This is a genomic window from Moorena sp. SIO3H5, assembly GCF_010692395.1.
Lineage (GTDB): Bacteria > Cyanobacteriota > Cyanobacteriia > Cyanobacteriales > Coleofasciculaceae > Moorena.
Window position 1 is genome coordinate 1 of the sequence record NZ_JAAHHS010000224.1, and the last position, 12,509, is coordinate 12,509.

The following is a 12,509-nucleotide window of genomic DNA, read 5'->3' on the forward strand; positions in this document are numbered from 1 at the left end:
TCTCCTTGCCCAATCAACACCAAGCGAGTCTGACGCTTTTCATCAGCTTGCCAAGAACGGTCAAAGAAACTCTCAATGCGATCGCCTACTCCCTGGATCACCATCCGCATGGGTTTATTAGCAACATTCACAAATCCCTTAATACGATAAATCTCTTGCTGTTGCACCAATTGTCGTAATTTTTCCTTGATTACCTGTGGATCAAATGCCTGATCTAAAATCAAATTAACTGAATTAATATCATCATCATGGTCATGCTCCTCTTCATGATCATGATGGCTAGGACGGGAGTCTAAATTATCTTCCACTCCGGCATTAAATCCTAGCAGTAAATCAGGACTAATGTCTCCCTCCTGACAAGGAACGACTTTCACACTACTTGGTAACTGCTGTTGCAACCAATTGTTTACTTTGGTTTGAGTAGGACTATCCACTAAATCCACTTTAGTCAACAGCACCATATCAGCACAAGCTAGCTGGTCTTCAAACAATTCCTCGATGGGAGTTTCATGTTCCAAAGTTGGGTCAGCCTCACGTTGCGCTTCTAACGCATTGATATCGCTGACTAAAGTACCAGCGGCTAAGGCATCGCAGTCTACGACAGTCACTACCCCATCCACCGTAGCGCCAGTGCGAATTTCTGGCCAACGAAAGGCTTGAACTAGAGGTTTAGGCAACGCTAATCCCGAGGTTTCAATCAGGATATTATCAATTTTGTCACGACGCTTTAGCAATTCTTGAATTGTCGGTAAAAATTCCTCCTGAACCGTGCAACACAGACAACCATTGGCTAGTTCTAAAATATTATTATTCGCGTCATCGTCTTCATCACAAATCTGACAGGAACGTAATAGTTCTCCATCAATCCCTACTTCACCAAATTCATTAACAATCACAGCAATGCGCCTGCCGTGATTATTTTGGAGCAGGTGACGCACGAGAGTAGTTTTGCCACTACCGAGGAATCCGGTAACAACTGTAACAGGAATTTTTGCAGCCATTTTAATAATTTAGAATGAAGAATGAAGAATGAAGAATGGAGAATGGAGAATGGAGAATTTAGAATGAAGAATGGAGAATGAAGAATGAAGAATGGTTAAGCCAGAAGGCGGAAGGCAAAATTAAGAATAGTGAATGCTGAAAGTAGAAGGAAGAAGGCAGAATTATTAATTCTCAATTCTCAATTATTAATTCTCAATTCTCAATATAGGCATAGCCATGAAAAATACCAGCTAAGCTAGCTAACCCTAGGACTACGGATATATTGGGGATTTTGGCACTCAACAGTAGTCCCCCAAAGAGCAACACTGAAGTAGCGATCGCAATCTCTGTCTTGATGCAGTCGCTCATGGCGCATAGGTCTGTGTGCGGAACCTGCGTCCGCGCTGCATCGCTTTTGCCTTTTGCCTTTTGCCTTTTGCCTTTTGCCTTTTGCCTTTTGCCTTGCGCTATAACTGTGGTTGCCTACTGACTAATTTTTTTGGAAATGCTACATCAGACATCATCTGTACCTCGCAGACGGATTTAACAACTGAAACCATTGGCGGGCATTCTGACTTAGAGGTGACAGACCTCATCACAGCTGCGGGACAGCGCCGGACTTGCACCGGACTTTCCCCGTTACCTCTGGTGAGTTATCTTCACCAGAACCGATGGAACTTAAGGTACCTTAGCACACTTTAAGCTAAATTATTTGTTAAAAATTAATTAAGATATTAATGACGATTAATTAAGATTAATTAATTAGTTCGACACAATTAACATTTATTGATTTCATCCAGGCTGAGACTGATCCTAGGATCTTGGGTTATCCGATACTTTTTAGCTACCAAAATCTACTAAGAGCAAATTTTAGCTCACTAATGCAAGTTGCTCTCGCAACCAGGGTGTATCTACCAAAGCTCGTAGAAATATCCCACGAGCGCCGTTGATGTCTCTGTCCATGACTTTGCCATCAACCTTTGACCTTATGGTCTTGCTCCCACCTATGTTTATTAGCTCGCCTGTCCAACTAATAGTTTTACTGGTGTAAGCTTCGCAGACATCTAATACTACTTTTCCCGTCTCCTGAGCTTTGTGCTTTAGAAACTCTTTGAAACGGTAATGAGCAAAGGTGAGCATATTCCGAACGGTTTTAGATCTGATTTTTCTGTTCCCTTTTCTTGACATTTGAGAAGTCTCGAAGGTAGGAAGCAATATCACATCGAAGTTATCGACCAAGAACTTAGCCGTCTTGTAATGAAGCTCGTTTATTAAGTTCTGGATTTTGACAACCATTCGTCTTGCGGCTTTCCTCATCCGACGCTTTTGTCCACCTTTAGCTTTGCTGATTTTAGACAACAAGTTATCTAGATGCTGACATGATCGTTGGATGCGAGAAAAGTCTCCGTGCCCAATCTTTCCTACAGATGTCTCACTGAAAAAAGTAACAAAAGTTCTGACTCCAGGGTCTAAAGCAACTATTCTACCTTGGTTTTCGGTATGTGATACAGCTACTTTATGGGGAACTACAAGATAATAATCCCCGTTATTGCTGGTTAGTCGGCAATCGCACACTTCTGGGGGTAAAGCCTCAGAGTATGTCAATCTTCCTAATTTTGTGTGATATATCCCCGTCTCTGAAACTGCTGACTTTGGGATGTAACAAGACTGTACAGGGTTCTTCCTAGATCTGAATCGTACCCTGTTGATTTGTGAGGTCTTTTTGTATTTCTTCTTTGCCTCCCTAACAGAGGTGCAAGCGTCCTTTATCGCTATCGATTTAATTTGATAAGGTACTTCCTTGCACCACTCGGGGAGGTCGTTTAATATGCCAGTCTTAATAGCCTTCCAGTTTGCTTTTACTTCGCTATTCTGGAGTATTTTGACTGTCTTATTGAAAACATAACGGGACACTCCGAACCATTTACGAATGAGCGTACGCTGCTCAGGGTTTAGGAACAGACGAATCTTCTTTGATTTTTTGACCGTATTTCCTGAGTCCGTGAACCCGGCAGGAGAAGACGTGAATGATTCAGAGAAGATCTGCGGTAAGCTCGGACTCGGGACAGCTCTTAGACTGGTCGAGAACCAGGATTTTTCCACCGTTGAGACTGACCAAGTACTCAATGAGTTCAAACCCGAATCGGGTAAGTCGGTCTCTACAGGCAACAACAAGTGTGAGCTTATCTCCGCAGACAATTCGTTCCAGTATGGTCTTAAGCCCTTTCCTTTTGCAGTTGAGGCCAGACCCGATGTCTTTGATGATTTCTGCTTCGGGGAAGAGGGAGTGGAGATAGGCGACTTGGCGGGCAAGATCGTCTCGTTGCTTTGTACTACTGACTCGGCAGTAGCATATGGTGTAACAACGGGATCTACTAGACTTTGGAGCTTTTCCAAAACGGAGAAGATCTGTTGAGTCAAAGAGTCTAGTTCCCCCTGGGGTTCGCTCGCATTTGAGAGTACCATTATCTGCGTACTTCCTCAATGTGTTCGCACAGAGTCCCGTAAGTTCGACCGCCTTACGGATGGGTATGAGTGCCATGACTAAAATCTAACACGTATTGGTAAATAGTGTTAGATTTATTTAGATTTTATTCAACTGTTACAATCCCTTTTCTCAACATTAGGCAACTGACCTAATGCCGGGATAGGGGTAGCATGGTCATCGGGAACAATTTTTGAACCAAATCTCTTAGCGTAAACTTGGGTAAATTCAGCTCCCAAAAAGATAATTTGAGAGGAATAGTAGACCCAAGCTAATAAAACTACCAGAGAACCAGCAGCACCGTAACTTGAGGAAAAACTGCTTCTGCCGAGATACCCTGACAATAGGGATTTACCCAAGTTAAACAGAAAGGTAGTGATAATCGCTCCCACCCAGACATCCTTCCAGGCAATTTTGACATCTGGCAAGTACTTGTAAACCAGAGCAAACATCAGGCTAAGGATACCAAAGGACACCAGCAAGTCGAGAATTGTCCAGACAAAGTCAAGTTGGTACAGCCAGAGTAAACCCAGTTCCTTGAGAAATTCGCTCTCATAAGACCTCAAAGCTGATAAGACAGTACTGAGCACAGCGGACAATAGCAGAAAAAGTCCCACACCCAGCACGGTCAGAAACGAAAGAATCCGTTTTTTCAAAATACCCCAGATGCCCTGTCCTGGTTTCAGCTTCACATCCCAAATCGTATTCAAGGCATCTTGGAGTTCGCCAAATACCCCAGATGCACCGAACAACAGCACCACAATACTAATCAAGGAAGCCAACCCCCCACTAGCATCGGGCCGATTGGCATTAGTAATGGCTGTCTGAATAAACTGTGCCCCCTGTTCCCCAACCAATCCTTGGATTTGTCCTACAATCTCGCCTTTAGCCGCCTCTTCCCCAAAAATAGACCCCACAATTGCGATCGCAATTATCAACACTGGCGCTAGGGAAAAAATCATGTAATAGGATAATGCTGCGGCTAGTCGAGATGCGTTATCCTCCTGCCATTCTTTAAATGTTTCCTTAAGCAGTCCTAAAATAGCCTTGGGATTCATCACCATCACTCCTGGGCGCGGGTTAATCGGCATCCTGCCAGTGGAAATACCTGACAATGCCTGACAATATTTTAGATTGACAATTGGTGCCGGTTAATGGAGTATGGTTGCATCAGTAACTGAATCTTTGCAACAAGCACAGTTATACCACGACCCATTAAGGTGTTTGACATTTCTAAACTCCGAAAGTTATGTCATAGCTTACTTGCGGACTTGCGGACTTGCGGACTTGCGGACTTGCGCGTAGCGCTATACCAGGGGCTATTCATTTGTGATGATAGCCTGATATCCCCGTGCTTCAGGAACCTTAGCTAAGCTATGCACAATAGATTAAATTTGTCAATGGTTCAGCTCAAATCCAGTTAAGTAAGCTTGATCAAACTAGCTAAAACCAAGGTTTTTAGAGCCTTTAGATTTTGGGCAATTCCAAAGATACTATATCTGTAAAATTACAGCATTCAGCTGATACCTAAATGCTGTAATTTAAGGTGATGCAACGACTCATATATAAAGAGATTCAGCCCTAGTCGCTTTTTGAAGTACAGAACCCTTGTTGAATATGAGTTACGTCTCCATGATAGCTGACCACTGACCGCTGACTGCTTGACCCATGATAGCTGTTGGCGTAGCCTGCGCTTCGCGCATATGCTTACGAAAATGCTGTTTTAGCTGAGGATGACGAGAGGATCTAGTAGACTTTGTTTGAGATATGTTAGTCTTGTGCAGAGCAGAGTTTAGATCTAGGTGGCGAAACGGTGATTGGCACTGATAGATTGATAATAATTTATTTGTTAAAAATTCTGTTATTATGCAAACCGAAAATCTATGATCTGAGATGGCGTTCAATTTTGTAAAGAGAGAAACCTAGCGTGCTGTCTATTGACTTTAATCCTATTAATTTTTTAGGGGTGGTGGTTGTTGCTCATCTCTGCAATTTATTTGTAGCGTGGTTTATTCACTTTTTGTTCCATCAAAACGTTTTAGGCATCCCTTTATATAAAATTCATCTCAATTCCCATCATCGTATAGAATATAATGTGTATTCAAAAACAGATTACTATTGGGCGATTAGTGAACATGTTACATCGGGATTGTTTTTCATAAGCTCCTTGATCGGATATAAATTACTATTCAGTAGTTGGGTAGCATGGACTTTTTGTATTGATGCCATAGTTTACATGCTAACCGTATATTATCTTCATGCTGAGTATGGCAATAAAGATTCTTGGTTAAGTCGATACTCTTGGTTTAAGAAAGACAGACTATTACATAAAATTCATCATAGTTATGACAAGACAAGATTCATGAATAGTAAGAATTATGCTTTCGGTGGACCAATGGCAGGTCATCTTCTGGATCGGGTATTTGGAACTTATAAACCAATAAAAAACTTCAAAAAAATAACCTCATAATAAAGCCAACAAAGAGTATTGGCTAATCAACAGGATGGAAGATAACCGTCAATAACTCACAGCTAAGTCTTTTGAGACTATAGCGGGAGCTTGAAAAAGCTCATAATTGACCAGTCTAAGTTCTATAAGAACTACGTTATTCCTAAGTGTTAAGGTTCCTACCTGAGGATGCGTAGCTAGTCTTCAGCTCTAGAACCCGGTCGTTAAACAGGTGTATTTGAGTTAAGCCAGTGCGACTGGGAAAGTACCGAGGAATAACATTGACGTTCGCGAAGCGTGTGCGAAGCACTCAGCTAACTTAACCCTAGTAATAGGAGAAAACACAATTATGCGTGTCTTTGTACTCAACAAAAACCGACAACCCTTAGATCCATGCAAGCCTGCGAGAGCCAGAATTTTACTTTCGGTAGGAAAAGCAAAGGTCTATCGTCGTTACCCATTTACCATAATTTTGACGGAGGAAGTAAAACAGCCAATAACTCACGATCACCAACTCAAAATAGATCCTGGAGCAAAAATAAGCGGTTTAGCTATCGTCCAAGGAAAACGAGTAATCTGGGGATCTGAACTTACCCATCGAGGGTTTCAAATACAAGAGGCTTTGACCTCTCGTAGACAATTGAGACGTAGTAGACGTAATCGCAAGACTCGATACCGCAAGCCCAGGTTTCTTAACAGAACTAGATCAAAAGGCTGGTTAGCCCCCAGCTTGACGTCTAGGGTTCAAAATATTTTAACTTGGGTTAAAAAGTTGAGTCGATTCTGCCCTGTTACCGGCATCTCCCAAGAATTGGTCAGGTTTGACACTCAGAAACTACAAAATCCTGAAATATCTGGAATTGAGTATCAACAAGGTACGCTTTATGGTTACGAACTTCGGGAATATTTGCTTGAAAAATGGAATCGTAAGTGTGCTTACTGCGGGGTAGCAGGAACTCAACTAGAAATTGAACACATTAAACCATTATCCAAAGGCGGTTCTAATCGAGTTTCTAATTTAGCGATCGCGTGTCGTCGATGTAATCAGGCTAAATCTAACCAAGACATTGAGCTTTTCCTGTCTAAAAAGCCTAGCATTTTGAAGCGCATACTAAGTCAAGCCAAACGCTCTCTGGCTGATGCGGCTTCTGTAAATACAACCCGTTGGAAGCTATATCACGTACTCAAATCAATAGGATTGCCTGTTGAAGTAGGTAGCGGTGGATTAACCAAATTCAACAGATGTCGCCAAAGCCTTCCTAAAACTCATTGGTTAGATGCGGCGAATGTTGGAAAAGTTGAAACATTGATTATTGAAGTAACCCTACCTTTGGCAATATCAGCTAAGGGACACGGCACTCGTCAGCTCTGTAGGACTAATAAGTATGGGTTTCCCACTCGTCATTGCTCCAGAATTAAATTTCACAAAGGCTTTCAGACCGGAGATATTGTCCGCGCCGTGGTGACTAAGGGGAAGAAGATCGGTACTTATGTAGGACGGGTCGCAACCAGAAAATCAGGGTCTTTCAATATCTCAACAAAATCAGGATTGGTGCAAGGGATTAGTCACAAATATTGCAAATTTATTCACAGAAAGGATGGTTATGCTTATGCAAACTAGACTCTGTCCTCATGAACCTCTCACCGTTAACCCTGCGGGTATAACGGGAGTCTCCAAGGAGGTAGAAAGATGATAAATTTATTTAATTTTTTTGAAAGCCTATTTCCGGGCATAAAGAAAGTCATCTGGAAAGCTATATATAATTTCTTGGCTTGGCGATTTCCCACTAGCGAATGGTTTTTTATGAACTATGGCTATGATAATCCAGAAGACAAGCTGAACCTTTTACCAGAAGATGAAAAAAACCGTTACTTTATTCATCTTTATGCCCATACATTAAGTCAGGTAGAACTTACCGGTAGGGATATCCTAGAAATTGGATCTGGCAGAGGAGGCGGTAGCGAGTGGATCGCACGCACTCAGAATGTCAGCTCAATGACTGGTCTTGATTTATCCGATAGTGCAGTCAATCTCTGTAACAAAAATCATAAAGTTCCCAATTTAGCCTTTAAACAGGGGGATGCTGAACAATTGCCTTTCCCCGACAAATCCTTTGATATCGTATTAAATGTTGAGTCTTGCCATCACTATCCTAACCTTGGGACTTTTCTACAGGAAGTTAAAAGGGTGCTCAGACCTGGTGGCTATCTCTGTTTAGCCGACTATCGAGAGCAAACAGAGCTTGACGAATTCAAGGAACAGCTTTCAGAATGTGATTTAGAGTTAATACGTTCGACTAATATTACAGGCAACGTCGTCAATGCTCTTAATTTAACTGACCACCTGAAGCTTAGTATTATGCAACGCTATGTTCCTTGGTTTCTACTGGATATGGTAAAAACCTTTGCGAGTGTAAAAGGCACAGAATTATACAACCGATTCGTTGATGGACGAGTAGTATATATCAGTGCAATGTTGCAAAAAAATCCAGCTACTTAGCTTTAGCTCAACTTTAAGCTATCAGCTATAGGAAAGGGAGCAGGGAGCAGGGAAATCAACCATAGGAAGTCGTAAAAGAGTACTATGAGACTACTATGATTCGATTCAGGGAAGTTTGACAATAGTTGCTCTATGCCCGCACTGACCACAAAACCTGCCAACCCTACCTTTCCCCTCACCGCCGTGGTGGGTCAAGAAGCCATTAAACTCGCCCTCCTCCTCGCGGCCATTGACCCTGGATTAGGAGGCGTTGCGATCGCAGGACGCCGTGGCACGGCTAAATCAGTGATGGCACGGGCAATCCACACCTTGCTCCCTCCGATTGAAGTGGTTAAGGGTTCCTTGAGTAACTGTACTCCAGAGGAAGCGTTACAGGAACAGTTACAAGAACAGTTACAGGAACAGTTACAGGTTGACGGTTCTCCAGATACCGAAATCATCCCAGCTCCCTTCATCCAAATTCCTCTAGGAGTAACCGAGGACCGACTCCTGGGTTCAGTGGATGTGGAACAATCTGTCAAACAAGGGGAACCTGTCTTTCAACCGGGATTACTAGCCCAAGCTCATCGGGGTGTGTTGTATGTGGATGACATTAACCTGCTTGATGACCAAATTGCTAACCAGCTACTGAGTGTTTTAACGGAAGGGCGGAACCTAATTGAGCGAGAAGGGATTAGTTTCCAACATCCCTGCAAACCAATTTTAATTGCCACCTACAATCCCGATGAGGGACCATTACGGGAACATTTATTGGACAGAATTGCCATTACCCTGTCTGCTGACGGTGTGTTGGCCTTAGAGCAACGGGTGGAGGCAGTAGAACAAGCGATCGCATACGCTAACTCTCCCCAGCAGTTTCTGGAAGAATACGAGGAGGATCTCGATACCCTCAAGACGGATATTATTCTAGCGCGAGAGTGGCTCAAGGATGTTGAGATTACCCATGACCAAATTACCTATCTCGTCAATGAAGCCATCCGAGGTGGTGTCCAAGGTCATCGGGCAGAACTGTTTGCCGTTCGAGTTGCAAAAGCTGCAGCAGCCTTAGATGGTCGTCAGACAGTGAATTCCGAGGATTTGCGTCGGGCGGTGGAATTGGTAATTGTCCCCCGTGCGACTATGGTAGAAACACCACCAGAAGAAGCACCACAACCACCTCCTCCCCCACCCCCACAAGATCAATCTCAGGAAGAGCAAGACCAAGAGGAAGACAAGGAGGACGACAATGAATCAGAGGAGCAAGAACAGGAAGCTCCAAGTATCCCGGAAGAGTTTCTCTTTGACCCAGAAGGGGTGATCCTTGACCCTAGTGTGCTCTACTTTGCCCAGATGGCACAACGGCAAGGTAAGTCCGGAAACCGTAGCATTATCTTTTCAGAAGACCGGGGTCGGTATGTCAAACCGATACTACCGAAGGGCAAAGTAAGGCGGATTGCTGTAGATGCCACCCTCAGAGCTGCTGCACCCTATCAAAAAGCTCGTAGGCAACGTCATCCTAACCGTCGGGTGATTATCGAACAAGGGGATTTACGATCCAAGCGGTTAGCCCGAAAAGCTGGCTCCTTGGTAGTTTTTGTAGTAGATGCGTCAGGGTCTATGGCTCTAAACCGGATGCAATCTGCTAAAGGAGCAGTGATGCAGCTTCTGACGGAAGCTTATGAAAACCGTGACCAAGTCTCCCTGATTCCCTTCCGGGGAGAACAAGCCGATGTGTTGTTACCCCCTACCCGTTCCATTGCTTTAGCAAAGCGGCGTTTGGAACGATTACCTTGTGGTGGCGGTTCCCCTTTAGCTCATGGATTGACTCAGGCCGTGCATGTGGGCATGAATGCTCAATTGTCTGGGGATATTGGTCAAGTGGTAATTGTGGCAATTACTGATGGTCGGGGCAATATTCCCTTAGCTCGTTCCTTGGGAGAAACTCTACCAGAAGGCGAAAAGCCAGATATTAAAGGGGAATTGTTGGAAATTGCTGCTCGGATTCGAGCTAATGGGGTTCAATTATTAGTAATTGATACCGAGAGTAAGTTTGTTTCTACTGGTTTTGCTAAGGAATTGGCCAAACAAGCAGGTGGTAAGTATTATCATTTACCGAAAGCAAATGATAAAGCGATCGCAGCTATGACTAAGAATGCGATCGCTGATATGACATCTCGGTAAATAGCAAAGGGAACAGCGGATCGGCTAAAGGGTGTCTAGTTAATAAACTTGATAGAATTTGCGCAAAAGATGACCAACTGTTGAATCAAGAACCATGAAACGCCGAAAATTTTTTAGTAACGCTGCGATTGGTGCAGCCAGTACAGCTGCCTTAGCGGCCTGTAATCAAGCTAGTACAGGACCCGTTGCTCAATCCGGCAGTCAGCCTATGGTTCGATGGAAAATGGTCACCAGCTGGCCAAAATCCCTTGATACTATCTATGGGGGAGCTGATACTGTCTGTAAACGGGTCAGTGCCATGACCAATGGGCGTTTCCAGATTACCCCCTTTGCTGCTGGTGAAATTGTACCAGGATTAGAGGTTCTCGATGCCGTCCAACAGGGAACCGTTGAGTGTGGTCATACCGCTAGTTACTACTACGTTGGCAAAAACCCTGCCCTAGCATTCGGCACTAGTGTACCCTTTGGTCTAACCGCTCCACAACAAAATGCTTGGTTGTACCACGGTGGTGGCTTGGAATTGCTCCAGGAACTCTATGCTGACTTTGGCGTGATTAATTTTCCAGCAGGTAACACCAGTGCTCAGATGGGAGGTTGGTTCAAGAAACAAATTAATTCCGTAGCTGACCTGAAGGGATTAAAAATGCGTATCCCTGGATTGGGAGGTAAAGTGATGGAGCGCTTGGGGGTCAATGTCCAAGTATTACCTGGGGGTGAAATTTTCCTTGCCCTAGACCGGGGAGCTATTGATGCCGCTGAATGGGTTGGTCCCTATGATGATGAGAAGCTGGGCTTGTACAAAGCAGCTAAGTTCTATTATTATCCAGGCTGGTGGGAACCCGGACCAACCCTAGAGGTACAGGTTAATAAAAAAGCTTGGGATAAGTTGCCCAAGGACTATCAGGAAATTTTTAAAGATGCCGCCAGGTACGCCAATATCAACATGGGGGCTAAGTATGATGCTTTGAATGGAGCGGCATTGGAACGGTTGATTAAAGCAGGTACTAAGCTGACTCCTTACTCTCAAGACATTTTGCAGGCGGCTGAGAAAGCATCATTCGAGTTATTTGAGGAAGATGCTAGCAAAGATGCCAAGTTTAAGAAAGTTTATGAACAGTGGAAAGGGTTTCGCAACCAAGTTTACAAGTGGAATGGCACAAATGAGTTGAGTTTTGCTAATTTCGCCTTTTCTCGGAATTAGAGCACTATCGCGATCTTAAATTATCTTCTAACTGCTAATTTTGCCTTTGATTGGTCACCAGCCAGTTAAGGTCAACAATACTGTTGATTAGAGAATTTTTACCAAATTTTATTTATGAGGGGTGACACCCCTCGCTGAATTTGTTATATTGAGATCAGTAGATAGATGCACCCTGATGATCCAGAGAGTCTTTTTGACGGCTCTCTTATTTTTTTGCAAAAATTCAAGCGTGAACATACCTAGGGTCAGCTGGTTAGTATTTTTTCCTATGAGGGGTGACACCCCTCTCAAAATTTGTTATATTGAGATCAGTAGATAGATGCACCCTGATGACCTAGAGAGTCTCGAAGACGGCTCTCTTATTTTTTTTGGAAAAGTGATTGTTGCTTTCCCACCAAATAAAAAAGCGCTCCCTTTTTGGAGAGCGCTATTAGGGGGTACTTTTGTACTCCCCTAGGGGTGATCAGATTATGATCTTATTAGCCGTTGATAACTGGAGCAGTCAAAGCTACGGGAGTAGCTTCTGCAGCTGCTAAGTCTAGAGGGAAGTTGTGAGCGTTACGCTCGTGCATTACTTCGAAACCTAGGTTGGCACGGTTTAGTACGTCAGCCCAGGTGTTGATCACGTGACCTTGTGAGTCAATGATGCTCTGGTTGAAGTTGAAACCGTTGAGGTTAAATGCCATGGTGCTGATGCCCAGTGCAGTAAACCAGATGCCGATTACAGGCCATG

Annotated in this window: 10 protein-coding genes, 1 pseudogene and 1 riboswitch; of the genes and pseudogenes, 5 read left to right on the forward strand and 6 right to left on the reverse strand. The window is 43.7% G+C overall.

All coding sequences use genetic code 11. From position 1 onward, the window contains the following. The 5 genes from cobW to F6K52_RS21990 form a co-directional block, all read right to left on the reverse strand. The coding region (gene cobW / locus F6K52_RS21970) for a cobalamin biosynthesis protein CobW (protein ID WP_293082622.1) at positions 1 to 1,001 on the reverse strand (1,001 nt) is incomplete at its 3' end. A 193-nt stretch (positions 1,002 to 1,194) separates the two neighbouring features. Then, positions 1,195 to 1,350 carry a HupE/UreJ family protein gene (locus tag F6K52_RS21975; RefSeq protein ID WP_293082625.1) on the reverse strand — a complete coding sequence of 52 codons (156 nt, stop codon included), beginning with the start codon at positions 1,348 to 1,350 and terminating at the stop codon, positions 1,195 to 1,197. Between the two features lie 174 nt (positions 1,351 to 1,524). Further along, a riboswitch (cobalamin riboswitch) is annotated at positions 1,525 to 1,669 on the reverse strand. A 182-nt stretch (positions 1,670 to 1,851) separates the two neighbouring features. Further along, the gene (locus F6K52_RS21980; protein ID WP_364419049.1) at positions 1,852 to 3,084 is read right to left on the reverse strand and encodes a transposase; all 1,233 of its coding nucleotides are present in this window, start codon (positions 3,082 to 3,084) and stop codon (positions 1,852 to 1,854) included. Further along, on the reverse strand, positions 3,014 to 3,523 hold the full coding sequence (locus F6K52_RS21985; RefSeq protein WP_293082627.1) for an IS607 family transposase: 510 nt from the start codon (positions 3,521 to 3,523) through the stop codon (positions 3,014 to 3,016). Before F6K52_RS21985 ends, F6K52_RS21980 begins: the two co-directional genes overlap by 71 nt. Before the next feature lie 53 nt (positions 3,524 to 3,576). Beyond that, positions 3,577 to 4,557: a YihY/virulence factor BrkB family protein gene (locus F6K52_RS21990; RefSeq protein ID WP_293082630.1), complete on the reverse strand. Its 981-nt coding sequence runs from the start codon at positions 4,555 to 4,557 to the stop codon at positions 3,577 to 3,579. Positions 4,558 to 5,393: 836 nt separating this feature from the next. Between F6K52_RS21990 and F6K52_RS21995 the strand changes: the two genes are divergently transcribed. The 5 genes from F6K52_RS21995 to F6K52_RS22015 all read left to right on the forward strand — a co-directional run bounded on the left by F6K52_RS21995 (position 5,394) and on the right by F6K52_RS22015 (position 11,776). Beyond that, positions 5,394 to 5,936, forward strand: a complete 543-nt coding sequence (locus F6K52_RS21995) for a sterol desaturase family protein (protein WP_293082632.1) — start codon at positions 5,394 to 5,396, stop codon at positions 5,934 to 5,936. A gap of 328 nt (positions 5,937 to 6,264) precedes the next feature. Continuing rightward, positions 6,265 to 7,536 (forward strand): RNA-guided endonuclease IscB, encoded by a 1,272-nt coding sequence (iscB, locus tag F6K52_RS22000; protein WP_293082635.1) that lies wholly within the window; start codon positions 6,265 to 6,267, stop codon positions 7,534 to 7,536. Positions 7,537 to 7,605: 69 nt separating this feature from the next. Next, positions 7,606 to 8,415 (forward strand): class I SAM-dependent methyltransferase, encoded by an 810-nt coding sequence (locus F6K52_RS22005; RefSeq protein WP_293082638.1) that lies wholly within the window; start codon positions 7,606 to 7,608, stop codon positions 8,413 to 8,415. Positions 8,416 to 8,547: 132 nt separating this feature from the next. Beyond that, positions 8,548 to 10,575: a magnesium chelatase ATPase subunit D gene (gene bchD / locus F6K52_RS22010; protein ID WP_293082641.1), complete on the forward strand. Its 2,028-nt coding sequence runs from the start codon at positions 8,548 to 8,550 to the stop codon at positions 10,573 to 10,575. A 94-nt stretch (positions 10,576 to 10,669) separates the two neighbouring features. Beyond that, positions 10,670 to 11,776, forward strand: a complete 1,107-nt coding sequence (locus tag F6K52_RS22015) for a TRAP transporter substrate-binding protein (protein ID WP_293082644.1) — start codon at positions 10,670 to 10,672, stop codon at positions 11,774 to 11,776. 479 nt (positions 11,777 to 12,255) lie between these two features. Here the strand turns inward: F6K52_RS22015 and F6K52_RS22020 are convergent. Next, positions 12,256 to 12,509 (reverse strand): annotated as a pseudogene (locus F6K52_RS22020) (photosystem II q(b) protein); the annotation flags it as partial.